Annotated in this window: 30 protein-coding genes and 1 tRNA gene (1 of these 31 cut by a window edge); 16 read left to right on the top strand and 15 right to left on the bottom strand. The window is 29.7% G+C overall.

Annotated elements, in window-relative coordinates:
* The 9 genes from thrS to BXQ17_RS13810 form a co-directional block, all read left to right on the top strand.
* Window positions 1–1,618 carry the 3' portion of a threonine--tRNA ligase gene (thrS, locus tag BXQ17_RS13850; protein ID WP_077811210.1) on the top strand. Its footprint begins 323 nt before the window's first position, so the window shows 1,618 of its 1,941 coding nt (coding positions 324–1,941); its start codon lies beyond the left edge, outside the window; it ends in the stop codon at window positions 1,616–1,618.
* Window positions 1,619–1,730: 112 nt separating this feature from the next.
* Window positions 1,731–2,249: a translation initiation factor IF-3 gene (gene infC / locus BXQ17_RS13845; protein ID WP_077811209.1), complete on the top strand. Its 519-nt coding sequence runs from the start codon at window positions 1,731–1,733 to the stop codon at window positions 2,247–2,249.
* 33 nt (window positions 2,250–2,282) lie between these two features.
* Window positions 2,283–2,480: a 50S ribosomal protein L35 gene (rpmI, locus tag BXQ17_RS13840; RefSeq protein WP_077811208.1), complete on the top strand. Its 198-nt coding sequence runs from the start codon at window positions 2,283–2,285 to the stop codon at window positions 2,478–2,480.
* 94 nt (window positions 2,481–2,574) lie between these two features.
* A complete protein-coding gene (rplT, locus tag BXQ17_RS13835) occupies window positions 2,575–2,919 on the top strand; it encodes a 50S ribosomal protein L20 (protein WP_036823323.1) in 345 nt (114 codons plus the stop codon).
* A 95-nt stretch (window positions 2,920–3,014) separates the two neighbouring features.
* A complete protein-coding gene (locus tag BXQ17_RS13830) occupies window positions 3,015–3,599 on the top strand; it encodes a hypothetical protein (protein ID WP_077811207.1) in 585 nt (194 codons plus the stop codon).
* Window positions 3,600–3,729: 130 nt separating this feature from the next.
* The gene (locus BXQ17_RS13825) at window positions 3,730–5,130 is read left to right on the top strand and encodes a glycogen synthase (protein ID WP_077811206.1); all 1,401 of its coding nucleotides are present in this window, start codon (window positions 3,730–3,732) and stop codon (window positions 5,128–5,130) included.
* Window positions 5,131–5,134: 4 nt separating this feature from the next.
* Entirely contained in the window at window positions 5,135–6,397 is a 1,263-nt protein-coding gene (locus BXQ17_RS13820; protein WP_077811205.1) for a glucose-1-phosphate adenylyltransferase, read from the top strand.
* A gap of 33 nt (window positions 6,398–6,430) precedes the next feature.
* A complete protein-coding gene (gene glgB / locus BXQ17_RS13815; protein ID WP_077811204.1) occupies window positions 6,431–8,338 on the top strand; it encodes a 1,4-alpha-glucan branching protein GlgB in 1,908 nt (635 codons plus the stop codon).
* A 275-nt stretch (window positions 8,339–8,613) separates the two neighbouring features.
* Window positions 8,614–11,019, top strand: coding sequence for a glycoside hydrolase family 31 protein (locus tag BXQ17_RS13810; protein WP_077811203.1), 2,406 nt, complete (start codon window positions 8,614–8,616; stop codon window positions 11,017–11,019).
* Between the two features lie 222 nt (window positions 11,020–11,241).
* Here the strand turns inward: BXQ17_RS13810 and BXQ17_RS14595 are convergent, their stop codons facing one another.
* Both BXQ17_RS14595 and prfA read right to left on the bottom strand, forming a co-directional pair.
* Window positions 11,242–11,397, bottom strand: a complete 156-nt coding sequence (locus tag BXQ17_RS14595; RefSeq protein WP_154066961.1) for a hypothetical protein — start codon at window positions 11,395–11,397, stop codon at window positions 11,242–11,244.
* Between the two features lie 129 nt (window positions 11,398–11,526).
* Entirely contained in the window at window positions 11,527–12,603 is a 1,077-nt protein-coding gene (gene prfA / locus BXQ17_RS13805; protein WP_077811202.1) for a peptide chain release factor 1, read from the bottom strand.
* Window positions 12,604–12,697: 94 nt separating this feature from the next.
* Here prfA and BXQ17_RS13800 point away from each other — a divergent pair, with 94 nt between their 5' ends.
* Entirely contained in the window at window positions 12,698–13,129 is a 432-nt protein-coding gene (locus tag BXQ17_RS13800) for a hypothetical protein (RefSeq protein WP_077811201.1), read from the top strand.
* Between the two features lie 62 nt (window positions 13,130–13,191).
* On the opposite strand, the gene BXQ17_RS13795 is transcribed toward BXQ17_RS13800, so the two are convergent.
* Both BXQ17_RS13795 and BXQ17_RS13790 read right to left on the bottom strand, forming a co-directional pair.
* Window positions 13,192–14,370 (bottom strand): AIR synthase related protein, encoded by a 1,179-nt coding sequence (locus BXQ17_RS13795; RefSeq protein ID WP_077811200.1) that lies wholly within the window; start codon window positions 14,368–14,370, stop codon window positions 13,192–13,194.
* 70 nt (window positions 14,371–14,440) lie between these two features.
* Window positions 14,441–16,624: a glutamine synthetase III gene (locus BXQ17_RS13790; RefSeq protein ID WP_077811199.1), complete on the bottom strand. Its 2,184-nt coding sequence runs from the start codon at window positions 16,622–16,624 to the stop codon at window positions 14,441–14,443.
* A 167-nt stretch (window positions 16,625–16,791) separates the two neighbouring features.
* Between BXQ17_RS13790 and BXQ17_RS13785 the strand changes: the two genes are divergently transcribed.
* On the top strand, window positions 16,792–17,817 hold the full coding sequence (locus BXQ17_RS13785) for a glutamine synthetase beta-grasp domain-containing protein (RefSeq protein ID WP_077811198.1): 1,026 nt from the start codon (window positions 16,792–16,794) through the stop codon (window positions 17,815–17,817).
* Between the two features lie 58 nt (window positions 17,818–17,875).
* Here the strand turns inward: BXQ17_RS13785 and BXQ17_RS13780 are convergent, their stop codons facing one another.
* Window positions 17,876–18,814 carry a calcium/sodium antiporter gene (locus BXQ17_RS13780; RefSeq protein ID WP_077811197.1) on the bottom strand — a complete coding sequence of 313 codons (939 nt, stop codon included), beginning with the start codon at window positions 18,812–18,814 and terminating at the stop codon, window positions 17,876–17,878.
* Between the two features lie 490 nt (window positions 18,815–19,304).
* Between BXQ17_RS13780 and BXQ17_RS13775 the strand changes: the two genes are divergently transcribed.
* The 3 genes from BXQ17_RS13775 to BXQ17_RS13765 all read left to right on the top strand — a co-directional run bounded on the left by BXQ17_RS13775 (window position 19,305) and on the right by BXQ17_RS13765 (window position 19,834).
* Entirely contained in the window at window positions 19,305–19,457 is a 153-nt protein-coding gene (locus tag BXQ17_RS13775; RefSeq protein WP_077811196.1) for an SsrA-binding protein, read from the top strand.
* A 13-nt stretch (window positions 19,458–19,470) separates the two neighbouring features.
* On the top strand, window positions 19,471–19,701 hold the full coding sequence (locus BXQ17_RS13770) for a DUF2007 domain-containing protein (protein ID WP_077811195.1): 231 nt from the start codon (window positions 19,471–19,473) through the stop codon (window positions 19,699–19,701).
* A gap of 59 nt (window positions 19,702–19,760) precedes the next feature.
* Window positions 19,761–19,834 (top strand) — tRNA-Arg (locus BXQ17_RS13765).
* A gap of 251 nt (window positions 19,835–20,085) precedes the next feature.
* Here the strand turns inward: BXQ17_RS13765 and BXQ17_RS13760 are convergent.
* The 6 genes from BXQ17_RS13760 to BXQ17_RS13735 form a co-directional block, all read right to left on the bottom strand.
* Entirely contained in the window at window positions 20,086–20,277 is a 192-nt protein-coding gene (locus tag BXQ17_RS13760; RefSeq protein ID WP_077811194.1) for a PID-CTERM protein-sorting domain-containing protein, read from the bottom strand.
* Between the two features lie 90 nt (window positions 20,278–20,367).
* Entirely contained in the window at window positions 20,368–20,640 is a 273-nt protein-coding gene (locus tag BXQ17_RS13755; RefSeq protein ID WP_077811193.1) for a hypothetical protein, read from the bottom strand.
* Window positions 20,641–20,645: 5 nt separating this feature from the next.
* Window positions 20,646–20,921, bottom strand: a complete 276-nt coding sequence (locus BXQ17_RS13750; protein ID WP_077811192.1) for an ATP-dependent Clp protease adaptor ClpS — start codon at window positions 20,919–20,921, stop codon at window positions 20,646–20,648.
* Window positions 20,922–20,941: 20 nt separating this feature from the next.
* Window positions 20,942–21,775, bottom strand: a complete 834-nt coding sequence (prmA, locus tag BXQ17_RS13745; protein WP_077811191.1) for a 50S ribosomal protein L11 methyltransferase — start codon at window positions 21,773–21,775, stop codon at window positions 20,942–20,944.
* A gap of 77 nt (window positions 21,776–21,852) precedes the next feature.
* The gene (gene tpiA, locus BXQ17_RS13740; RefSeq protein ID WP_077811190.1) at window positions 21,853–22,611 is read right to left on the bottom strand and encodes a triose-phosphate isomerase; all 759 of its coding nucleotides are present in this window, start codon (window positions 22,609–22,611) and stop codon (window positions 21,853–21,855) included.
* A gap of 113 nt (window positions 22,612–22,724) precedes the next feature.
* A complete protein-coding gene (locus tag BXQ17_RS13735) occupies window positions 22,725–23,219 on the bottom strand; it encodes a TlpA disulfide reductase family protein (protein WP_077811189.1) in 495 nt (164 codons plus the stop codon).
* A gap of 97 nt (window positions 23,220–23,316) precedes the next feature.
* Between BXQ17_RS13735 and pyrF the strand changes: the two genes are divergently transcribed.
* On the top strand, window positions 23,317–24,126 hold the full coding sequence (gene pyrF / locus BXQ17_RS13730) for an orotidine-5'-phosphate decarboxylase (protein ID WP_077811188.1): 810 nt from the start codon (window positions 23,317–23,319) through the stop codon (window positions 24,124–24,126).
* Window positions 24,127–24,129: 3 nt separating this feature from the next.
* On the top strand, window positions 24,130–24,894 hold the full coding sequence (locus BXQ17_RS13725) for an ABC transporter substrate-binding protein (protein WP_077811187.1): 765 nt from the start codon (window positions 24,130–24,132) through the stop codon (window positions 24,892–24,894).
* Here BXQ17_RS13725 and BXQ17_RS14590 read toward each other — a convergent pair.
* The 4 genes from BXQ17_RS14590 to BXQ17_RS13715 form a co-directional block, all read right to left on the bottom strand.
* Window positions 24,875–25,051 carry a hypothetical protein gene (locus tag BXQ17_RS14590; RefSeq protein WP_187661411.1) on the bottom strand — a complete coding sequence of 59 codons (177 nt, stop codon included), beginning with the start codon at window positions 25,049–25,051 and terminating at the stop codon, window positions 24,875–24,877. The two genes, BXQ17_RS13725 and BXQ17_RS14590, sit on opposite strands and share 20 nt — an antisense overlap.
* A gap of 68 nt (window positions 25,052–25,119) precedes the next feature.
* Window positions 25,120–25,824, bottom strand: a complete 705-nt coding sequence (locus BXQ17_RS13720; protein ID WP_077811186.1) for a DUF4197 domain-containing protein — start codon at window positions 25,822–25,824, stop codon at window positions 25,120–25,122.
* A 57-nt stretch (window positions 25,825–25,881) separates the two neighbouring features.
* A complete protein-coding gene (locus BXQ17_RS14585) occupies window positions 25,882–26,046 on the bottom strand; it encodes a DUF5522 domain-containing protein (protein WP_172830876.1) in 165 nt (54 codons plus the stop codon).
* Window positions 26,047–26,109: 63 nt separating this feature from the next.
* Entirely contained in the window at window positions 26,110–26,652 is a 543-nt protein-coding gene (locus BXQ17_RS13715) for a DUF4136 domain-containing protein (protein WP_077811432.1), read from the bottom strand.
* Between the last annotated feature and the right edge of the window lie 111 nt (window positions 26,653–26,763).

The raw sequence follows: 26,763 nt of genomic DNA, 5'->3' as shown, positions 1-26,763 counted from the left end.
AGGCGATGAAGTAATTTCTGATAAAAACTTTAAAGAAATAGAAACTAAATTTTTAGAAATAGCTCGTGGTAAACATGAATTTTCTTTAAGATCTGTTTCTAAAGCAGACGCGTTAGAGTTATATAAGAAAGAAAACAATGAATATAAAGTTGAATTAATAGAAAATTTAACTGACGGTGATATAACTTTTTGTGATCATAGCAATTTTACAGATTTATGTAGAGGAGGACACATTCCTAATACTGGAATTATAAAAGCGATAAAAATAATGAGTGTTGCTGGTGCATACTGGCGTGGCGATGAAAAGAATAATCAATTGACAAGAGTTTACGGAATCTCATTTCCGAAACAAAAAATGTTAACTGAATATCTACAAATTTTAGAAGAAGCTAAAAAACGTGATCATAGAAAACTTGGTAAAGAATTAGAACTTTTTACTTTTTCACAAAAAGTTGGCGCTGGTTTACCTTTATGGTTGCCAAAAGGTGCTGCTTTACGTTCTAGATTAGAAAACTTTTTGAAAGCAGCTCAGAAAAAAGCTGGTTATGAGATGGTAATGACCCCGCATATTGGTCAAAAAGAACTTTATGTAACTTCTGGTCATTATGAGAAATATGGAGAAGATAGCTTTCAAGCAATAAAAACTCCTAAAATGGATGAGGAATTCTTACTAAAACCAATGAATTGTCCTCACCACTGTGAAGTTTACAACTTTAAACCATATTCTTATAAAGATTTACCAAAGCGTTTTGCAGAATTTGGTACAGTATATAGGTATGAGCAAAGTGGAGAATTACACGGTTTAACACGTGTAAGAGGTTTTACTCAAGATGATGCACATATATTTTGTACACCAGAACAATTAGATCAAGAATTTAAAGATGTAATTGATTTGGTACTTTATGTATTTGGATCTTTAGGTTTTGAAGACTTTACAGCTCAAGTTTCTATAAGAGATAAAAGCAATCCAGAGAAATACATTGGAGATACCGACACTTGGGAAATTGCAGAAAAAGCAATTATTAGTGCAGCAAAAGACAAAGGATTGGATTATGTTGTAGAGGAAGGTGAAGCTGCTTTTTATGGTCCAAAGTTAGACTTTATGGTAAAAGATGCTTTAGGTAGAAGCTGGCAACTTGGTACAATACAAGTAGACTATAACTTACCTAAGCGTTTTGATTTGACATACAAAGGATCTGACAATCAACAACACAGACCTGTAATGATTCATAGAGCTCCTTTTGGTTCTATGGAAAGATTTATTGCTGTTTTGTTAGAACATACAGGCGGAAATTTCCCGCTTTGGCTAACTCCTGATCAAGTTATCTTATTGCCAATCAGTGATAAATATCAAAAATATTCAGAAAAAGTTTTAGAATCGTTAGAAAATTCCGAAATTCGCGCCCTAGTAGACAATAGAAGTGAAAAAACTGGTCGTAAGATTAGAGATGCAGAAGTAAGCAAAATACCTTTTATGGTAATTGTTGGTGAGAAAGAAGAGCAAGATGGCACAGTTTCTGTAAGAAGACATGGAGAAGGTGATATTGGAACCTTTACAATTGAAGAATTTATTTCTTTAATTAAAACGGAAGAAAGTAAAACATTGAAGAAATTTTAATTAATTTTGAATTTCAACAAAAATAAAAGGTTGGTAACACAACTAAATGTATAATTTAAATTTATAAGTCATAGCAATACGTAGAAGTAGGTCGAGAAGACCGTTAAGAGTAATCAAAGAAGATCAACATAGGATTAATGAAAAAATAAAATATGTTGACGAAGTTCGTCTTGTGGGCGATAATGTAGAAGTTGGTGTATATCCTTTAGCTAAAGCCAAAGAATTAGCCAGAGAACAGGAATTGGATTTGGTAGAGATTTCACCAAAAGCGAAACCACCTGTTTGTAAAATTATTGATTACAAGAAATTCTTGTATGAGCAAAAGAAACGTGAAAAAGCTTTAAAATCTAAAGCTACTAAAGTAACTATTAAAGAAATACGTTTTGGACCTCAAACAGATGAGCATGATTATGAATTTAAGAAAAAGCATGCCATTAAATTCTTACAAGAAGGAGCTAAATTAAAAGCGTTTGTATTCTTTAAAGGTCGTTCTATTATATTTAAAGAACAAGGACAAATTTTACTTTTAAAGTTAGCACAAGAATTAGAAGAGTATGGTAAAGTGGAGCAGCTTCCTAAATTAGAAGGTAAACGTATGATTATGTTTATTGCTCCTAAAAAAGTAAAATAACAATCTTATAAGCAAGATAAAAACGAAGGAGAAATGCCGAAAATGAAAACAAAATCTAGCGCCAAAAAACGATTTAAAGTTACTGGTACTGGAAAATTAAAAAGAAAGCACGCGTTTAAAAGTCACATCTTAACAAAGAAGTCTAAAAAACGTAAATTAAAGTTAACTCATGCAGCTTTAGTACATAAAGCAGATGAGTCTAACATTAAGCAACAGTTAAACTTAAAATAAGTTTAACCAGGGAATTTAATTATTAACCATGGAGTTAGGCCAAATATGAAAAGTATTCTGAAAAGAATCGCCTACTACAAAACACATTGAAATTATGCCAAGATCAGTAAATTCAGTAGCCTCAAGAAAAAGAAGAAAAAAAATCTTGAAGGCAGCAAAAGGTTACTTCGGACGTAGAAAAAACGTTTACACAGTAGCAAAAAATGCGGTTGAAAAAGGAATGCTTTATGCATACCGTGACCGTAAAAACAATAAGAGAAACTTCCGTTCTTTATGGATTGTACGTATTAACGCTGCAGCTCGTTTACACGGAATGTCTTACTCTCAGTTTATGGGGAAAGTAAAAGCTAATAATATCGAATTAAACCGTAAGGTTTTAGCTGATTTAGCTGTTAACAACCCAGACGCTTTTAAGGCAGTTGTAGAGAAAATTAAATAAATATAAATTACTTGCTTATAATAAAAACCCAAACGTATACGTTTGGGTTTTTTTATTACTTTTATTATTTTAAAAATTATACCAAATATTATAAAATGAAATTAAAACTGATAACACTTACAGCTTTATTTATTACTGTAATTTCAATTGCACAAGAAACTACAAAACCAGAAGACACATCACTTAGCGGGCAGTTCGATAAAATATATAGAACTTCTACAACTTACCAAACATATAAGGTTATAAGTAAAGACAAGTTTTTACAGTTAAAACAAAATGTTTTAGATTCTCTTAAAAATTCTAAAGAATTAGTAATCGAAAAGAACGGACTTTTAAATACAGAAAGAGAAAACACAAAAAAAACTTTAGAAACGCTTAACGATACAAAAAACAAGTTAGCAACTGCAATAAAAAAAGAAGGTTCTATATCTTTATTAGGGGCCCAAGTTAGTAAAACAACGTACAACCTAATATTATGGACAATCATACTTGTCTTATTACTAAGTCTAGCCTATTTTATATTTAAATACACTAGAAACAACATACTTACTAAAAAAGCTAAAAGTGATCTTATAGAGGTAGAATCTGAATATGAAAAACATAGAAAAAAATCTATTGAAAGAGAACAAAAACTTAGAAGAGAATTACAAGACGAAATTAATAAACAAAGAAATTCGTAATTAAAATTAGTTAAATTGAGATAAATATAAATTAAATAACTGATTATTAGATTAATATTAATTTTTGCATTCAAAATTTATAGTTCTACTTATATTTTGTAACTTTAAGAACTAATCAACTAAATAAGTTTTGAATATACTACATATTAGTGCAGAGTGCTTTCCTATTGCAAAAGTAGGTGGTCTCGCAGATGTTGTAGGTGCTTTACCAAAGTACCAAAAAGAAATAGGCACTACCAGTAATGTGGTAATGCCTTTTTACAATAATAAGTTTACTAAAGAAAATTCTTTTGATAAAATTCATGAAAATTTTATCGCATTAGAACACAATTATTACAACTTTAAGGTTTTAAAACTTAAAGACAATGATTTAGGTTTTGATGTTTTTTTTATTGACATACCAGATTTAACTTATAAAGAATACGTTTATTCTAATGATGATACAAATCGTTTTTTAGCGTTTCAAATTGCAACTTTAGACTGGATTTTATCCATAGATAATAAACCAGATATTCTGCACGTTCATGATCACCACACAGGATTAATTCCTTTTATGGTTTCGCAATGTCATAAATACATAGCTTTAAAAGATACGCCAACCATTTTAACTATTCATAATGCACAATACCAAGGTTGGTTTTCTCATGATAAAGTAAATTTAATTCCTCCGTTCGATTTTACAAAAGTTGGTCTTTTAGATTGGGACGGAAGTATAAATCCGTTAGCGGCTGCAATTAAATGTGCGTGGAAAGTTACAACGGTATCACCTTCTTATATGGAAGAATTAAAAAATAATGCCAATGGCTTAGAGGCATTGTTAAGTCATGAAAGTAAAAAATGTATCGGTATATTAAACGGAATCGACACCGATGTTTGGAACACTAATACAGACAATCGTTTAATAGAAAATTATACTATTGAAAATGCCCAAAAAGGAAAACTAGCTAATAAAAAATGGATTTGTGATAAATATAATTTAGATATTGATAAACCTTTATTTGCATTTATTGGACGTTTAGTTGGTGAAAAAGGTGCAGATTTATTCCCAGAGATTTTCACAAAGGCATTATCCAATAATAATATTTCTATATTTTTATTAGGTTCTGGCCATAAAGGAACCGAAGAAAAACTTAATAAGATACCTAAAAATAACTTTAATACATTTATTGGTTATGATGAAAAATTAGCACATATAATTTATGCTGCTGCAGATTTTTTATTAATGCCATCTCGCGTAGAACCTTGTGGTCTTAATCAAATGTACTCTTTACAATACGGCACTGTGCCTGTGGTAAACGCCATTGGTGGTTTAAAAGATACAGTTGTAGATATTAAAGATCAAAATGGTTTCGGAATTTGTCATAAAGGCGTAACAGTTTCTAATGTTACCAATGCTATTTTAAGAGCTACAGACTTTTATAAAGACAAAAAAACATTTAATAATAACATTCAAAATATAATGCAAATAGACCATTCTTGGGGCAATTCGGCTAAAGAATATGTCAATTTATATAATTCTTTAAAAAATTAAACAAATGATAAACGACAAAGTACTTGGAATTATTTTAGGAGGTGGTCAAGGTTCTAGATTGTATCCTTTAACTAAAGATAGATCTAAACCTGCTGTACCAATTGCAGGAAAATACCGTTTGGTAGATATTCCTATCTCAAATTGTATAAATGCAGATATTAAAAGAATGTATGTTTTAACTCAGTTTAACTCTGCTTCTTTAAATCAGCACATAAAAAATACATATCATTTTAGCTTTTTCAGTTCTGCTTTTGTAGATGTTTTAGCAGCAGAACAAACCATGGAAAGTGATAAATGGTTTCAAGGAACTGCCGATGCTGTAAGACAAAGCATGCATCATTTTTTAGAACACGATTTTAAATATGCTTTAATTTTATCAGGAGATCAATTATATAATATGGATTTTAGAGATATGATTGCTAAACACGAAGAAAGTGGCGCAAAAATATCGATAGCAACATATCCAGTAAATGCTAAAGACGCAACTTCTTTTGGTATTTTAAAAACAGATGAAAACAACACAATAACTTCTTTTATAGAAAAACCAAACGCAGAGCTTTTACCAGATTGGACGTCTGATGTGAGTGATGAAATGAAGGATGAAGGTAGAAATTACCTAGCATCCATGGGAATTTATATTTTTAATAGAGAATTATTGGTAGAATTAATGGCCAACCCAGATACTATCGATTTCGGTAAAGAAATAATTCCGCAAGCAATTGGAGAACACAAAACAATGAGTTATCCTTATGAAGGTTATTGGACAGATATAGGAAACATTGATTCGTTTTTCGAAGCAAACTTAGGACTAACCGACGATTTGCCTAAGTTTAATTTATACGACGAAAACAGAGTTTATACAAGAGCAAGAATTTTACCAACATCTAAAATTTCTAATACAAAGCTTAACAAAACAATAATTGCTGATGGATGTATAATAAATGCAGAAAAAATAGAAAAATCTGTAATTGGTATTCGTTCTAGAATTGGTAAAGAGACAATCGTTACAAACACTTACATGATGGGTAACGACTTTTACGAATCTTTAGAAGAGATCAAAAAAAATAATATCGAAAATCAAGTTGGTATTGGAGACAGGTGTACAATTAACAATTGTATTATAGATAAAAACTGTCGAATTGGTGATGACACTAAAATTAATGGCGGACCACATTTAGAAGATATCGAAACAGAAACTTATCAAATTAAAGAAGGAATTGTTGTTGTTAAAAAAGGTGCAATTATACCTAAAGGAACAGTAATTTAATATCTGATTATTTTCAATTTTTAAAAGCATTACATGTCTAAAGTTATAGCACATTCACTATTTTCAGATTTTGATATTAATTTATTTAAAGCTGGTAAGCATTACAGATTATATGAAAAATTTGGCTCGCACATTACTACAGTAGATGGTATAACTGGCACCTATTTTGCAGTTTGGGCACCAAGTGCTAAAGAAGTTTCTGTTGTAGGAGATTTTAATTATTGGAACGACAAAGAACATCAATTAAATGTAAGATGGGATTCTAGTGGTATTTGGGAAGGCTTTATCCCTTTTGTAGAAAAAGGAAGTGTTTACAAATATAAAATACAAAGTAACAATAACAATATTGTAACAGAAAAAGCAGACCCTTATGCTCGAAGATGCGAGCATCCACCAAAAACGGCATCAATAGTTTGGGAAGATAATTATTCTTGGAAAGATAAGAAATGGATGAAATCTCGTAAAGAAAATAACGCGTTAAACGCTCCTTATTCCGTTTACGAAGTTCATTTAAACTCTTGGAAACAAAAAATTGAAGAAAATCGATTTTTAAGTTATAATGAATTGGCCGAAGAATTGGTAAATTACGTAGTAGAAATGAATTTTACACACGTAGAATTTATGCCGATAATGGAATATCCTTATGATCCGAGTTGGGGATATCAATTAACAGGTTATTTTGCGCCAACATCTAGATTTGGTTATCCTGATGAATTTAAATATTTAGTAGATAAATTTCACGAAAATAATATTGGTGTAATTTTAGATTGGGTTCCGTCTCATTTTCCTTCGGATGCACATGGTTTAGGATTTTTTGATGGCTCTAATTTATACGAACATCCAGATGTTAGAAAAGGATATCATCAAGACTGGAAAAGTTTAATTTTTAACTACGGAAGAAATGAAGTAAAGTCTTTCTTAATAAGCAATGCATTGTTTTGGTTAGATCAATATCATGCAGACGGTTTAAGAGTAGACGCTGTAGCATCCATGTTATTTTTAGATTATTCTAGAAAAGATGGCGAATGGGAACCTAATGAATTTGGTGGTAGAGAAAACTTAGAAGCAATTGCATTTATTAAAGAAATGAATGTTGCAGTTTACGAAAACTACCCAGATGTGCAAACAATTGCAGAAGAATCAACATCATTTCCTAAAGTTTCTAGTCCTGTTTTTTCTGATGGCTTAGGTTTTGGAATGAAATGGATGATGGGTTGGATGCATGATTCTTTAGACTATTTTGCGAAAGAACCAATTTATAGAAAACATCATCAAAATGATTTAACCTTTAGCTTAAATTATGCATTTACAGAAAACTTTATGTTACCCCTTTCACATGACGAAGTTGTTTACGGAAAAAAAGCAATTGTAGAGAAAATGCCTGGTGATGAGTGGCAAAAGTTTGCCAACTTAAGACTATTATATAGTTTTATGTATACACATCCAGGAACCAAACTTTTATTTCAAGGTGCAGAATTTGGTCAAACAAGTGAATGGAATTTTAACGGAAGTTTAGATTGGCATTTATTAGAATATGATGTTCATAAAGGTGTTCAAAATCTGGTTAAAGAACTAAACTTATTTTACAAAACAGAACCAGCTTTACATCAAAAACAATTTTCGTTTGAAGGTTTCGAATGGATAGATCATGGCGATCATGAGAATTCTGTACTTTCTTTTATCAGAAAAGGAAACGAACCAAAAAATGATGTAATAATTGTTTTAAACCTAACACCTGTTCCTAGAGAAAATTACAGAATTGGCTTGCCTAAATCGGGTACATTAAAAGAAGTTTTTAATAGTGATAATCAAATTTTTAATGGAACCAATAATTACAAAAACGTTAAACTAAAATCTAACAAAAAAAGTTGGAATAATAGATTAAATTCAATCGAATTAAACTTACCTCCGCTAAGTATGTTAGCTTTCAAATTTAAATAAACTTAAAATCTAAATCCTCTTTATAAAAATACTAATAGTATCATAAAAAAAGAGGATTAAAATTTTAAACTTCACAAAAATAAACGTCATTTTTAAGACTTTAAAAATTCTTTTCTTAACATTCAAAAGAAATCATATTTGCCTAATTTTTAAATAAATAAGTAATATTTTTGTTTTTAACACAGACTTAAACGTTATCGTAGAAATAACATTTTTATTACTAAAAAATCTAAAACTTTAACGATTTTTGAATGAATATTTAAACAACCAAGATTATGATTGTTAATACAGAATTAGAACAGAAAGGGAATTTATTTCCATCAGAAATAATAAGTTACCAAAAGGATGTAGATACACTTTATTTTAACACAAAAAATGGTGTTGTTTTACAAGTTACTGTTGTTAGAGACAGTGTAATTCGTTTTCGATACAGTACAACTGGTAAGTTCGAAAATGATTTTTCTTATGGTATTACTATACACGCTAGCAGAGGATATAGTTTTTTAGATGTATCAGAAGATGAAAAAAATTATATCATTACAACATCTAAACTTATCTGTAAAGTAGAAAAACTAAGTTTACAAGTAAAATTATTCGATGCTCTTGATAATAAACTTATTAATGAAGACGAAATTGGTTTTCATTGGGAAGAAAGCTACGAGTTTGGTGGCGACATTGTAAAAATGAGTAAAATCTGCCAAAAAGGAGAAAGCTTTTATGGTTTAGGTGACAAACCTGTAGAAGTAAATTTAAAAGGAAAACGTTTCGAAAATTGGGCAACAGATTCTTATGCTTTCGGTAAAAACACAGATCCTATTTATAAAGCAATTCCGTTTTATACAGCAATACAAGACAACAAATCTTACGGAGTTTTCTTTGACAATACTTTTAAAACTCATTTTGACTTTGCACATGAAAGAAGAAATGTAGCAAGTTTTTGGGCGCAAGGTGGTGAAATGAATTATTATTTTATCTACGGACCAAAAATGGATGATGTTGTTAAAAATTATACAGATTTAACAGGTAAACCACATGCATTACCACCATTATGGGCATTAGGTTTTCATCAATGTAAATGGAGTTATTACCCAGAAAGTAATGTAAAACAAATCACAAAAACATTTAGAGATTTACAAATTCCTTGTGATGCGATTTATTTAGACATCGATTATATGGATGGTTTTAGATGTTTTACTTGGGATAAAAATCATTTTCCAGATCCTAAGAGAATGGTGAAAGAATTAGAAGACGATGGTTTTAAAACTGTTGTAATTATAGATCCAGGAATTAAAATAGATTTAGAATATGACGTTTTTAAAGAAGCTTTAGACAAAGATTATTTTTGTAAAAGAGCAGACGGACCTTATATGAAAGGTAAAGTTTGGCCTGGTGAATGTTATTTTCCTGATTATACAAAGCCAGAAGTTAGAGAATGGTGGTCTGGTTTGTTTAAAGAATTGATAGAAGATATTGGTGTAAAAGGAGTTTGGAATGATATGAACGAACCTGCAGTAATGGATGTTCCTAACAAATCTTTTCCAAATGATGTACGTCATGATTATGATGGCAACCCTTGTTCTCATAGAAAAGCACACAATATTTATGGTACACAAATGGCACGTGCAACTTACCATGGTTTAAAAAAATATGCATATCCAAAAAGACCTTTTGTAATTACAAGATCTGCATATTCTGGTGCACAACGTTACACATCTACTTGGATGGGAGATAATGTTGCAACTTGGGAACATTTAGCAATTGCAAACAATCAAGCGCAAAGAATGGCAATGTCTGGTTTTTCTTTTGCCGGAAGTGATATTGGTGGTTTTGCAGAACAACCTCAAGGAGAATTATTTGCTAGGTGGATTCAGTTAGGTGTATTTCATGCATTTTGTAGAGTACATTCTTCTGGAGATCACGGAGATCAAGAACCTTGGGTTTTTGGAACTGAAATAACAGATATTGTTAGAAAATTCGTGGAACTTAGATATCAATTACTGCCTTATTTATATACCGCTTTTTGGAAATATATAAATGATGGTAGTCCTATTTTAAAATCTTTGGTTTTATACGATCAAGAAGATACCTCGACACATTATAGAAGTGATGAGTTTGTTTACGGAGAACAAATTTTAATTTGTCCAATTATAGAACCGAATGCAAAAGGTAGAAGAATGTATATACCAAGAGGAAAATGGTATAACTTCTGGACAAACGAAGTTGTAGAAGGTGGTAAAGAAATGTGGGTAGATGCAGATATTGATAGCATGCCCATTTTTATTAAAGAAGGTGCTGTTATTCCTAAATATCCTGTGCAACAATATGTAGGTGAAAAAGAATTTGATGAAATAACATTAGATGTTTATTACAAAAAAGGAAAAGAAACCTCTCAATTATTTGACGATGCTCACGATGGTTACGACTATAAGAAAGGAAGATTTAGTTTAAGAACTTTTAAAGTTACTGGTAAAAAAGAAGAATTAATTTTACAACAACACAAATCTGGAGATTTTGATGCAAACTATCATAGTTTTAAAATCAACTTTCATAATTTACCATTTGCAATTCAATCTGTTCAAATAGATAATGTTGAAATTGAACTAGACAATATTAATAATGATAAAAATCAATCTATCACCATAAATAAAGAGTTTACAGAATTACACTTATTTGGAAATTAATTTACTTATACCTGAATTCAGGGTTATGTATCCCTGAATTCGGGGATACTAAAATTTCACTGATTTCAGGGATTGTGAGATACTCTTAACTACTATATCTTTGTAGTGTTATTAGATCAAATTCCCCCAAATTGTATAATTTATTGGATTTTTTAACGAATATTTGTTTAACACGAAAAAGGCGGTTATTAGTTTGTAATGAACTTTAATCGCTTTTTTATTTTACATACTTTCATCAGTACCTAAACTTGCTTTTTCTTGTTTATTGCTTTTATAAGCTACTGCAATAATTGCAATCTCTAATAAAAGTAAACCTATTTTTGCTTTCTTACTCTTTGTTAACGCAGAAGTTAATCCTATAATTTTTGTAGCTATCATAATATTTGTTTTTGTGTAAAGATAACTTCAACTTAAAAATTAAATTAATTCATATCATTTAAAAAATACCTGAAATAAAAAAGCCTCAGATTTAAATCTAAGGCTTTTTTTTATGAATTAACTATAAAATTAAATTCCGTCATTTAAACTCTTTAGCTTTTCTGTATTTTCAGCAAGCATTAATTCGTCAATTATTTTCTGAATATCACCGTTTACAATATTTGGTAAATCATATAAAGACAAACCAATTCTATGATCTGTAACTCTACCTTGTGCATAATTATACGTTCTAATTTTTGCACTTCTATCTCCAGAAGAAACCATAGAACCACGTTTTAAAGCATCTTCTGCATTTTTCTTTTCTAGCTCCATATCATACAATCTAGAACGTAAAACTTTAAATGCTTTTTCTTTATTTTTATGTTGCGATTTTTGATCTTGACATTGCGCCACTAAACCTGTAGGAATATGTGTTAAACGTACTGCAGAATAAGTAGTGTTAACAGATTGCCCACCAGGACCAGAAGAACAGAAAAAGTCTATTCTTACATCTTTCGGATTAATTTCTACATCAAATTCTTCTGCTTCAGGAAAAACCATACATGTTGCTGCAGATGTGTGCACTCTACCTTGAGTTTCTGTTTGCGGAACTCTTTGTACACGATGTACACCAGCTTCAAATTTTAAAGTACCATAAACATCATTACCAGAAACTTCAAACTGAATTTCTTTAAAACCACCATTTGTTCCCTCAGAATAATCTACAGTAGAAACTTTCCAACCTTTACTTTCGCAATATTTAGAATACATTCTAAATAAATCTCCAGCAAAAATACTTGCTTCATCTCCACCAGTTCCAGCACGTAATTCTACAACCGCATTTTTAGAATCTTCAGGGTCTTTTGGTATTAGTAATATTTTAATTTCCTCTTCTAATTGAGGAATTCTAACATTAGCTTCTTCAATTTCCATCTTTGCCATTTCGTTCATCTCTGCATCAGAACCGTCGGCTAAAATTTCTTTAGCTTCTTCGATGTTGTTTGTTAAAGTTTGATATTCATCACCCTTTTTAACTACATCACCTAAATCTTTATATTCTTTCATTAATTGCGCGTAACGCTTTTGATCCATGATAATTTCTGGCTGAATAATCAAATCAGAAACCTCATCATAACGTTGCTTAACAATTCTTAATTTATCTAACATCTTCTACTCTTTTCTTGGATTGCGAATTTACAATTTTTATCGTAAAGTTAAATGTTTCGTTTTGAGTATATTTGAATATTTCTAAATTTTAAAAATGAAACCAACACTAATTTTATGCTGTTTCTTAATTATTTTTTCTTGTAATAAAGAAAAAACAATATTAAAAAAACCTTCATTTTTAATAGGAAAATGGATTCGAGTAGAAAAAGCAGATAGCACTTTAACATTAGAAACTTGGCATAAAAATTTTACAGGAGAAGGGATTACTCTAAAAGATAAAGACACAACTTTTTACGAACAAATGGAAATTATTAATTTAAAAGATACTTTATATTTAAAAGTTGTTGGCGTAAATGAAACTGCTACTCTTTTTAAATTCACAAAACAAACCGACACTTCTTTTATTTGTGAGAATTTAGAAAATGAGTTTCCCACAAAAATAAAATACTACCTAGAAAACAAACTTTTAAAAGCCGAAGTTTCTAACAACGATTTTAAGATTGATTTTGCTTTTAAGAAAAGATAATTCAATAAAAAACTCTAAACGACAATGTTTAGAGTTTTTAGTAAAATTTATTTTTAATAAGCTTAATACTCAAAAGTACCAAACTCACTTTTTATTGTCAGTTTTTTGGTTTCTGATGCTTCTACTCTACCTACAATTTTAGCATCAACATTAAAAGATTTAGAAATCTCTATAATATTTTCTGCAATTTCCGGAGAAACATATACTTCCATTCTATGACCACAGTTAAATACTTGATACATTTCTTTCCAATCTGTTTTAGATTGTTCTTGTATCAATTTAAACAAAGGTGGTATTTCGAACATGTTATCTTTTACAATGTGTAAGTTATCTACAAAATGTAAAATTTTAGTTTGCGCTCCGCCAGAACAATGAATCATACCATGCACTTTATCCGAAGAAAAATTATTTAAAATTTCTTTAATAATTGGCGCGTATGTTCTTGTTGGAGATAAAACTAATTTACCTGCATCGATAGGAGAATTTTCTACTTTATCTGTTAATTTTGTATTACCAGAATACACTAAATCTTCTGGCACAGCTGCGTCAAAGCTTTCTGGATATTTTTCTGCTAAATATTTATGAAAAACATCGTGTCTAGCAGAAGTTAATCCGTTAGAACCCATTCCGCCATTATATTCAGTTTCATAAGTTGCTTGTCCAAAAGACTCTAAACCAACAATTACATCACCTGCTTTAATATTTGCATTGTCAATTACATCAGTACGTTTCATTCTTGCAGTTACTGTAGAATCTACAATAATTGTTCGTACCAAATCTCCAACATCTGCAGTTTCTCCACCTGTAGAATGAATTGTAACGCCAAATTTCTTTAAATCTTCAATTAATTCTTCGGTACCATTTATAATTGCTGATAAAACTTCACCAGGAATTTTACTTTTATTTCGTCCAATTGTAGACGATAACATAATATTATCTGTAGCACCAACACATAATAAATCGTCGATATTCATTATTAATGCATCTTGAGCAATACCTTTCCAAACAGAAACATCACCAGTTTCTTTCCAATACATATATGCTAATGAAGATTTTGTACCTGCACCATCTGCGTGCATTATTAAGCAATAGTCATCATCATTTGTTAAATAATCTGGTACAATTTTACAAAATGCCTTCGGAAACAAACCTTTATCTATATTTTTAATAGCATTATGAACATCTTCTTTAGATGCAGAAACACCTCTTTGTGCGTATCTTTTAGAAACTTCTTTACTCATGTTGTTGTGTTGTTGTTGATGCAAATTTAGTCTTTTGATTAAAAAAAGCCATACTTGTTGTGTTATATTTTTATCTAGTAAATAACAGCTCTCTGTATTTTGTTAAAGGCCAAATATTATCATCTACCATTGTTTCTAATTGATCGCAATGAAAACGAATTTCTTCGAAAAAAGGTTTTACTTTATTGCAATATTGTTGTGCAGATTTTAACCCATTTTGTTTATTTGCTTTCGATCTTTGTTCTTCCATTTTAATTACCAAAGCATTAATTTCTGTAATATGGTTAGAGATTACCATAATTAATTCTACTTGCTCTTTAGCTATCTTTTTAAACTCATCTCCAAAAATTTCTTTTAAATTCTTAGTATTCTCTAATAATGTATTTTGATAAATTATAGCTGTTGGCACAACATGGTTTCTTGCAACATCTGCCAAAACTCTGCTTTCTATTTGCATGCGTTTGGTGTACTCTTCTAATTTTATTTCGTAACGAGCCTCTACTTCTACTTTACTCATTACATCCATTTCTTGGTATAAGCTTACAACTTTATACGAAGTAATAATTTTTAATGCCTCTGGTGTATTTTTATTATTACTTAAACCTCTTTTTATAGCTTCTTTTTCCCAAGCATCACCATAACCGTCTCCATCAAATCTAATTTTTTTAGACTCTTTAATATATTCTCTTAAAACATTAAAAACTGCTTCGTCTTTTTTAAGACTTTTTGTTTCGATTAATTTATCTACTTCAATTTTAAATTCTTTTAATTGTTTTGCAACAATTGTATTTAAAACAGTCATTGGTCCTGCACAATTTGCAGAAGAACCTACTGCTCTAAACTCAAATTTATTTCCAGTAAAAGCAAAAGGAGAAGTTCTATTTCTATCAGTATTATCTAATAAAATCTCTGGAATTTTACCAATGATATTTAATTTTAAATCTGTTTTTTCTTGAGGTGATAATTTACCTTTAGTAACATTTTCTAATTCATCTAAAACTGCCGATAATTGATTTCCTATAAATACAGAAATTATTGGCGGTGGCGCTTCACTTGCACCTAACCTAAAATCATTTCCTGCAGACACTACAGAAGCTCTTAACAATTCTTCATATTCGTAAACCGCTTTAATTGTATTTACAAAAAATGTAAGAAATTGTAGGTTTTTCATCGGCGTTTTACCTGGACTTAGCAAATTTGTACCATTATCTAATGATAAAGACCAGTTGTTATGTTTACCAGAACCGTTAATTCCTGCAAATGGTTTTTCGTGAAAAAGAACTCTAAAATTATGTCGTTTTGCAACTTTTTGCATTACATCCATCAGTAAAGAATTATGATCTACTGCTAAATTTGCTTCTTCAAATATTGGTGCGACCTCAAACTGATTTGGGGCAACTTCATTATGCCTTGTTTTTACGGGAATTCCTAAAAGCATGCACTCTTCTTCTAAATCTTGCATAAAGCTCATAACTCTCACCGGAATAATACCAAAGTAATGATCGTCTAATTGTTGACCTTTAGCAGAAAAATGGCCTAATAATGTTCTACCTGTTAATTGAATATCTGGTCTAGACAATGCCAATGCATTATCAACTAAGAAAAATTCTTGCTCCCAACCTAAGGTTGCATTTACCTTACTTATTGTTTTATCAAAATATTTACAAACAGCTGTAGCGTGTGTATCGATAGCTTGTAAAGCTCTTAAAAGCGGAGTTTTATTATCTAAAGCTTCACCTGTATAAGCAACAAAAATAGTAGGTATACATAATGTTCTTTCGTAAATAAAAGCAGGCGAAGTAGGATCCCAAGCAGTATAACCTCTTGCTTCAAAAGTATTTCTTATACCGCCTGTAGGAAAACTAGAAGCATCTGGTTCTTGTTGCACCAATTGTTCTCCGTCAAACTTTTCCATTGCCAAACTACCATTTATAGACTCGAAAAAAGCGTCATGCTTTTCTGCAGTTGCTCCGGTTAACGGCTGAAACCAATGCGTATAATGAGTAGCACCTTTAGACATAGCCCAATCTTTCATGCTAACTGCAACCTGATCTGCAATTTTTCTATCTATTCTTGTACCATGCTCAATAGCATTCATTACACTTTCATAGGCAGAACGTGTAAGATACTGTTGCATAGCATATTTATTAAACACATTCTGTCCAAAAAGAGTAGATCTTTTTTCACTTTGTTGTACTTTAATCGGTTTTCTTCTTAAAGTTTCCTGTAAAGCATTGAACCTAATAATTGACATATTGTTATTTTTTTAAGTCTTTTTTTTACTTTTAAATAAATGACCCCTATTAAAATTAGGGATTAAATTATTTTTTTACAAAATTAGACATTTTACCCCTATTTTTTTTGATATGTAGGTAAAATATTTCATTTTTGTAATGTTAACATCATACACAATTATTTATTATGGCAAAAATTAAATTAGAATACATTTGGTTAGATGGTTATTACCCTACTCAGAACATGAGAAGTAAAACCAAAGTTGAAGAACATGAAAACTTTCAAGGAACAGTTGAAGAATTAAGTAATTGGTCTTTTGATGGTTCATCTACAAAACAAGCTTCTGGAGGTGACTCTGATTGTTTATTAAAGCCTGTTGCTATCTATCCAGATCCAGCGAGAATAAACGGTTATTTAGTTATGACTGAAGTTTTAAATGCAGACGGAACACCACACGTTTCTAATGGTAGAGCTACAATTGATGATGATGATAACGATTTCTGGTTTGGTTTCGAACAAGAATACTTTATTATGGATACTAAAACTCAATTACCTTTAGGTTTCCCTATTGGTGGTTATCCAGCTCCACAAGGAATGTACTACTGTTCTGTAGGTGGAAAAAATACTCACGGAAGACTTTTAGTTGAAAAGCATGCAGATCTTTGTATTGATGCAGGTTTAAATTTTGAAGGTATCAATCAAGAAGTTGCATCTGGACAATGGGAGTTCCAATTATTTGCTAAAGGAGCAAAAAAAGCAGGTGATGAAATCTGGATTGCACGTTACTTATTAGATAGATTAACTGAACAATATGGTTACTATATCGAATATCACCCAAAACCATTAGGAAAAGATATGGATTGGAATGGATCTGGTATGCACGCAAACTTCTCTAACGAAGTTTTAAGAACTTGTGGTTCTGAAGAAATTTATGGTAAAATCTGTGAAGCTTTTAGACCAGTTGTAAAAGAACATATTGCTGTTTACGGTGAGTTTAACGACCAACGTTTAACTGGTGATCATGAAACTGCATCTATTAACGATTTCTCTTGGGGAATTTCTGATAGAGGAGCATCAATTAGAATACCAATTATTACAGTAGAAAAAGGATGGAAAGGATGGTTAGAAGACAGAAGACCTGCTTCTAATGGAGATCCATACAAAATTGCTGGTAGAATTATAAAGACTGTAAAGTCTGCAAATATTAGCTAAGACTAATAATTAAACCAAAAAAAGCTCGCAAATTGCGAGCTTTTTTTATGTCTAATTTTTAAAGAACTAAATAGATAAATAGCACATAAGCAATAAATAGAAATATACCTTTAAACCTACTTAAAATATACTTTTTAGGTAGAAATACTAGAGGAATTAAAACAGCGGCAAAACCTAGCATCCAAAAGATATCTCTTGACAAAATTTGATCTTCTGTAACATAGATGTTTTTTACTAAAGATGTTACACCTAGTACAGATGCTATATTAAATATATTAGAACCTATTAAGTTACCTAAAGATATTGCTTTTTCTCCTTTCACAGCCGCTATTACAGATGCAGCCAATTCTGGCACACTAGTTCCAATAGCAATCATTGTTATTGATATCACTCCTTCACTTACACCCATGTTTTTAGCAATATCCTTGGCTCCGTCAACTAGAAATTCAGATCCATAATAAAGTGCAATAGCTCCAATTAACAACCAAATAAAAATTTTGCCATAACCAATTGATTCCAAAGCTTCATCAACATCCTCTATAGAAACATCTTCTTTACGTGCATTCCTTATTAAAACAAATAAGAAAATAGCTAAACCTATTATTAAAACAATTCCTTCTGCTGTAGTTAAAATATTGTCATTTTTTAAGAAATAATAAAGAACCAAAGAAAACACCATCATAACCGGCCAATTCAATTTATAGAATCCTTTATCTACAGCTATTGGTCCAATAATCGCTGTAATACCTAAAACCAAACCAATATTTGCAATGTTAGAACCAATAACATTATTTATCGCAATTGCCGGAGAGCCATCTAAAGCAGCTTGTAAACTTACAAGTAATTCTGGTGCAGAAGTAGCAAAAGAAACTACCGTCATACCAATAACCATTTTAGATATATTTAGTTTAAATGATAAACCTATAGAAGATTTTACTAAAAACTCACCACCAACAACCAACATAACTAAACCTATAATTACATAAAAAATACTCATAAAATTTGTTTTTTGCGAAGATACATTATTATCACTTTAAGATAAAGGAAAAGATAGAAAGCGAAAAATACTACATATAAAATATCTGTTTTGCTTTATTTTGAAAAAACAATAAAATAAAACGCTTAATTTAATTACACATTAAAACATTATTACAGTTATTGATTAATAAAACAAACTTAAATAAAGGATTATAAGTTACACATTATAACTAATAATTATTTTTTAATTACAAACTTAAAATCAATCTAATAAATAAGTATTAAAGTGTTTGGTAGCAAGCTTTCAAACTATATATATTGATAAGACAATTTCGAAATTACCTCAAATTATTAACTTTTAAAACTTATATTATGATACTTATTATTACAAAAACCGTTAAAGATATTGCAGACATTATTTTTTCTGTACTATTCTAATCTTCATATAAAACAACTCTTTAAAAAGAGTTGTTTATTTTCATTAAATTTGATATTGAAATTAACATCTAATGAAAAAACGAGTATTTAAATTTCTTGCAAAAACTAATAAACTTTTTCTACCTTCTTATACTAAAAGAGGTTTAGATCTCTCTAAAGCTACAAAACTGCAAATGGCTATCATTGGTTGGCGAGCTTTTGTAACACAGAACTCATTAGAATAAAAAATTATATATTATGAAAACAGAACATGTAACAATATTCTCTGGTTCTTTTATTATTGTAAAAGGACTACAAAACAGATTAGACAGCATCAACATAGGGTCAATAATTAAAGATAGAGTAGAATCTGCCAGATTAGGTGGCTTTGGAGAACATAGAACAGCTGTTGAACTACTTATCTTAAAATCTGATATTGAAAAAGCCCAAACTATCATAGATACGTATGCTAAAGAAATAAATTCGTAAAAAAACCGCATAAGATTTCTTAGTTTAAAAAAATGCATTTATATTTGCACCCGCAAAAAGGCCATGTGGCGCAACTGAATAGCGCACTTGATTACGGCTCAAGAGGTTCTAGGTTTGAATCCTAGCATGGTCACAAAAAAAGCTTCCATTAATATGGAAGCTTTTTTATTTAATTAAAAAATTAAATCCGTTTTAATAGTTATTATTCAAAAACAATTAACTAAATTTAAGTTTTTAATACTACTCTTAAAATTTACAACAATATATTATACCCCTTATCTTTACGCAATAAGCGTCCCACTTCTTTTGAAGTGGGTTTTTTTACACAAAAAGACCTTAAACTTTCGTTTAAGGCCTTTTATCTAACCAAACTTAGTATTAAAACTAACTACTACTATCTTTAAATATTTTTTTTGAACCATAAGCCACACCTATAGCCAATAAGACACCTGTAAAACCATCTATTGGAAGACCTGGTGGCGGTGGAGGTGGAATTGGAGGTGGAACCATTTGACTATAACCTAAAAAAGGAATCGTCAAAACCACTACAAATATCATTATAAATCTTAAATTCATTTCTTACTTTCTATTATATAAGACACATACGAATATAAAAGTCACATGGTTTTTATAAAAAAATAAAAAAACTTGAGATTCACCTCAAGTTTAGCCTAAATATTGCCTTAATGCAATTCTATGTTCTGGTTTACTTTTATCGTAATTTTGAACCACTAGTTCTAAAATTTCTGGCGCTTTTTGCCCTACTTCTTTTTTATTTGAAAATTTAGAAACATATAAATTATATATTGAATCTTCTTTCTCGAAAATTAAAAAATGAGTTTCATTTAAATCTGTAAAACAAATTTCATTTCCAGAAAAAGAACCTGACTCATCTTTAAAAAAGTCAGAAAATTCGAAATACTTAAAAACATTTTCCATACACCTTATATTAATTCTGCTGATAAACCCAATTGTAATAATTTAGAGCATCTTGGCTCTAAATCTTTAAATTCACCAGACTTTACAGTACACTTACCTTTATAATGCACTAAAGTTGCACATTGTTCTGCTTGCTCTACTGTATGATCACAAACACTTACTAAAGAATCTATTACATGATCAAAAGTGTTTACATCATCATTATGCAAAACTATTTCGTGCTGAAAAACTTCCTGCTCTAATACGTCTACCTCTTCTTGATTTTTTTCTTTTGTGCTCATATTATAAATATATTAAAAATTTATTTATTGTACTTTAACGCCACCCAATCGTTTCTCTTAATAAAAGTCTCTAGCTTTAAATTGTATTTAGAAACTTCTGCATCTATAACAGGAATATCATCTTCATAGAACCCGCTTAATAACAAAACACCGTTTTCATTTAAACATTCTGTATAGATTTTCATATCCATTAATAAAATATTCCTATTAATGTTTGCAATAATTACATCGAATTTTTTATTAATTAATAATGATGAATCTCCCTCAAAAACAGCAATATTCTTACAATTATTTCTAGCTACATTTTCTAATGAATTTTCATAACACCAGTTATCGATATCTATAGCTTCTAACTTCGAAGCACCTTTCATTTCTGCAAAAATTGCTAAAATACCTGTGCCGCATCCCATATCTAGAACAGATTTACCTTCTAAATCTAAATTTATTAAATGTTGCACCATCATATGTGTAGTTTCATGATGACCTGTACCAAAACTCATTTTTGGCTCTATAACAATATCATATTTTAAATTAGGATTTTCATGAAAAGGTGCACGAATACTAACTAAATCATCTACTTGAATTGGTGTAAAGTTTTTTTCCCATTCTGCATTCCAGTTAGTTTGTTCTACTTCATTTTTTGAATACTCTATAGAAAACTCATCAGAATTTAAAACAAAAATAGATTCTAAAATTTCTAAATTCCATTCGCTTTTCTGAATGTAAGCTGTTACTCCGTTTTCATTTTCTACAAAACTTTCAAAACCAACGTTTCCTAACTCTGCTATTAAAATTTCTGTTGCTGGTTCTTTTGGTGAAACAGTAAAATTGTACTCTATATATATGTTATCCATAATTATTATATCAAAAAAAAATGCATCGAGAAAATATCTCGATGCAAATTTATTGGTTTTCTTTTAAAGTTACCTAATTAGATAGCATTAATAATTCCTATAAAATCTTCTACTTTTAAAGCTGCTCCTCCTATTAATCCTCCGTCTACATCTGGTTTAGAGAAAATTTCTTCTGCATTTGCAGGTTTCACACTTCCACCGTATAAAATAGAAACACTATCTGCTACTTCTTTAGTATACTTTTTCTCTATAATACTTCTAATAAAAGCGTGCATTTCTTGTGCTTGATCTGGGCTTGCAGTTTCACCTGTACCTATTGCCCAAACTGGTTCGTAAGCTAAAATTATGCTACCCCAATCTTTTGCTTCTAAATGAAATAAAGCGTTAGAAAGCTGACTTTCTACTACTTTAAAATGATTATCTGACTTTCTATCTTCTAACAATTCGCCAAAGCAAAAAATTGTTTCCATACCATTTTCTAAAACCGCATCTACTTTTTCTGCCAATGCAGCATCAGTTTCGTTAAAATAAGTTCTTCTTTCAGAATGACCTAAAATTACAGTTTCTACTCCGATAGCTTTTAACATATCTGCAGAAACCTCACCTGTAAAGGCTCCATTTTTAGCCTGATGCATGTTTTGAGCAACTACTTCTATCACAGATTTTTTTGCCGCTTTAACAGAAGATGATAAGTTTACAAAAGTAGGCGCTACTATTACACGTGTATTTTCTAACGGTAAATTTTTAATCGCTTTTTTTAATGATTTTATTAAACTTTTACTTTCTTCTTTATTGTTATTCAACTTCCAATTTCCTGCAACAATCTTTGTTCTCATAATTATTATTTTAAAAGCTTTAACAGCTATATTTTTATTTTTAATTTCTGATGTAAATTTAAGAAATGGAACTTAAATTATTAGTTACAATCGAAATTAGTTACTAAAACGATTTATATAGTTTTATTTAGAGCATCTACAATAGCACTATCTGAAGCCCTTGTTGCATTAAACAGTAAGATTCCTCCTTTTTCATCAACAACTAAATACCTAGGAATCCAACTAAGGTTTATAAAATCAACCAAGTCGCCGTTCTTCATTCCTTTAGGTAAATTATAATGTTCTCCATTAATTTGAAATCTTCTAATTCCATTTTTCCATGCCGTTTGACTTTTATCCACAGATAAAAACAAAAAAATTACATCTGGATATTCTTTTTGAAGATTTTTAACACTTGGCAAACCCTTTAAACAGTCTGAACACCAAGAGGCCCAAACATCTATTACAATTTTCTTACCTTTATATTGATTTAAAACACTTTTAAAAGTTTTTTGAGATCCATTTAAATCAAAAACAACTTCTTCTAAAGCTAAATTTGAAAATTCGGTTGGCTTTTCTAAATTACAACTAGAAATGATTACTACTAAAATTAATAAGGTTTTTTTCATTAGAGATACATAATAATTTATTTTATGGTCTTCTTTACTTATTAAATCTTACAAATTAAAGTGAAATTAAGTATTTTTGTGCAACTTTATTAAAATTATGACAACACAAGAATTAGTAGCTCAAATTAGAAAGAAAAAATCGTTTTTATGCATCGGATTAGATGTAGATTTAAACAAAATTCCGGAACATTTGCTTAAAGAAGAAGATCCTATTTTCGAATTTAATAAAGCAATAATTGACGCTACTCACCATTTATGTGTTGCCTATAAACCAAATACCGCTTTTTATGAAGCTTATGGTTTAAAAGGATGGAAATCTTTAGAAAAAACAATTAGCTACTTAAATAAAAATTATCCAGAAATTTATACAATTGCAGATGCAAAACGTGGTGATATTGGAAACACCTCTACAATGTACGCAAAAGCTTTTTTTGAAGATTTAGCATTTGACTCTGTAACTGTTGCGCCATATATGGGTAAAGATTCTGTAGAACCTTTTTTAGCTTTTGAAAACAAACACACCATTATGTTAGCATTAACTTCTAATGAAGGTGCTTTTGATTTTCAAACAAAAAAAATTGATGATTTAGAAGTCTATAAACACGTATTAGAAACTTCTAAAAACTGGCAAAACTCTCAAAATCTAATGTATGTTGTTGGGGCAACAAAAGCAGAATATTTTAAAGAAATTAGAAAAATAGTACCAAATTCTTTTTTACTTGTGCCAGGTGTTGGTGCACAAGGCGGTAATTTAGAGGATGTGTGTAAGTATGGTTTATCAGAAAACATCGGACTTTTAATAAATTCTTCTAGAGGAATTATATATGCTTCTAAAGATGTAAACTTTGCCAATGAAGCTGCTAAAAAAGCTGAAGAACTTCAGGTTAAAATGGCTACTTTAATATAAGTATTGAAAGACGATTTAAGAATCATATCATTAGTACCTAGCATAACCGAACTACTTGTCGATTTAGGTTTAGAAACTCAAATTGTTGGTATTACAAAGTTTTGTGTACATCCTAAAAATCTTTTAAAAGAAAAAACAGTGGTTGGTGGCACAAAAAATATCAAGATAGATAAAATTGAAGCCCTAAACCCAACAATTATTCTTTGTAATAAAGAAGAGAACACAAAAGAAATCGTAACAAAATGCAGCAAAATTACTAAAACTTATGTTTCTGATTTGTTTACTATTAAAGACGTACTTAATTTAATTGATTATTACGGAAAAATTCTTTTTTGTGAAGACAAAGCTTCTGAAATAGTTTCAGAAATTCAATTAAAATTGAAAGATTTTAATCAGTTTATTAAAAATAAACCTACATTGAATGTTGTTTATTTTATATGGAAAAACCCATGGATGATTGCTGCTAATAACACATTCATTAATCACTTATTAGAAATAAATAATTTTAACAATATTTATAAAAATTTAAGTCGATATCCTGAGATAAACATTGATGATTTAAAAACCCGAAACATAGATTGTATCTTTTTATCATCAGAACCTTTTCCTTTTCAGGAAAAAAATATAAATGATTTTATTTCTAACTCGAAAGTATATTTGGTTGATGGTGAATATTTTTCTTGGTACGGAACCAGACTTATAAAAGCGTTTGATTATTTTAAAAAATTAAGAACCGATATAGAATCATTTAATGCTTTAAGTAATTAAGTTTGTTTAATTTTTCTAAAACTCTCATGGCTTTATATGCAGCAAAATCGCTTATTGTTTCATCTATAAAACGATAGCTGTTAGATTTTTCTAACAATTTAAAATAACTATCTTCTAAATGCTTACTGTAGGTTTGTAGTTGATGTATACGTGACATAATTAAAACAATTTGTCTTTAAATATAATAAAATATTTAAAGACAAATTGTTAAAAATCAGTATTTTATTAATCTTGCAAAGCAAAAACTTGCTTTAGTAGTGCTGTATTTCTTAATCCAACTTTTTCTCTAATTCCTTTTTCTTCAACCTCTATCATAGTAAATACTCCTTTTAAAGCTTCTGTAGTTACATAATTCGTTAAATCTGGATTTACTTTTTTAACAAAAGGAATATTATTGTATTTAGATATTAAATTATTCCAAACCTTGTCTGCACCAACTTTAGAAAAAGATTTATTTATTACAGGTGTAAAACTTGCATATAAATTTTGCTCTGTCTTTGTTTGCAAATAATTAGTTGCGGCGTTTTTATCTCCTAAAAGGATGTTTTTTGCATCATTAAAAGTTATTTCTTTTACCGCATTTACAAAAATTGGTGTGGCAGTTTTAACAGCATCCTCTGCCGCTCTATTTAAAACCTTAATACCTTCATCAGCTAAATTACCTAACCCTAAACTTCTTAAACCTTTATCTACAGCCTGAAGTTCTTCTGGTAAAATTATTTTAACTAATTCGTTTCTATAAAAGCCATCTTTAGAGGTTAACTTGGTAACTTGATTCTTGATACCGTTATCTAAAGCTTGTCTTAAACCATTACCAATTTGATCTTGGGTTAAGCCACCTCCACTAGGTAAATTCTTTACTACATTTTGCAATTCTGCACAACCTACAAATTGAAGCGCTACAACTAAAACTAATATTCTTTTTATCATTATTTATTTTTTACACTTTATATTATTAAGATACTTTTAAAATTTGAAAGTCACTATTTATTTAAAAGAATCTGTTTTTTTATCATAACCATAAGGACAATGTTTACAACCACTTTTACAACAGTAACCTCTTCTAAGATGAAACTTTTCTGTAAAAACCTTATAACCCTGCTCGTTTATATAGTAATCGCCTTCTTCTAAAGGAATTCTTTTATTATACATACTGCAAAAGTATCAATTTAAAACATAAAAAAAGCGCTCTTACGAACGCTTTTCAATTAAATATTATTCTTTTTTTTCTGGAGGAAATTTAGACACAATTTCTTTTACAAACTCTTTTATTCTTTCTTCCTTTTTTTCTCTGTTCTGAACTTTTAAGGCACCCGTACCAACACCTTGCCAAACCAACTCTTTTTTATTTTTATCTATAAAATCAATAAATAAAGTACCTTCTGTATACTGCGACACATTAATATTATTGTTGCCATTCCACATCCAAGGATTCCATCCCCAACCAAAACCATAACCTAAATTATTATTTTGGTTTACATTTACTTTTTCTCTAGATTTTGTAAAAATACTCACTAACATATCTGGGTTTGTAGACTTTGTCAACCCTAAAAGCAATAACTCACTTTCAATGGCATTTAAAATTCTTTTTTTATCTAAATCTGAAATAGCTGCTTTATCTATACCTGTTTTATAAAAAGCAAAGGTTTTGTACTTATTAAAGTCTACTTTTGTATCATAATCTGTAACTACTTTTACAGAATTACACGACGAAAAAACAATAACAAATAATAATAACGTAATTTTAATATATCTCATAATGATTGTTTTAACAGTTAAATTTTGCTTTAAAAATACACCAATTATTATGCCATATTTAAAGAAATTAAACAACATCACCTTAACAAGATATTTTTAATTTATAAAACC

Origin of the sequence: Polaribacter sp. BM10 (assembly GCF_002005425.1) — a bacterium.
GTDB lineage: Bacteria > Bacteroidota > Bacteroidia > Flavobacteriales > Flavobacteriaceae > Polaribacter > Polaribacter marinaquae.
Note: the sequence above shows the minus strand (reverse complement) of the source record. Positions and strands in the feature narration are given on the sequence as shown.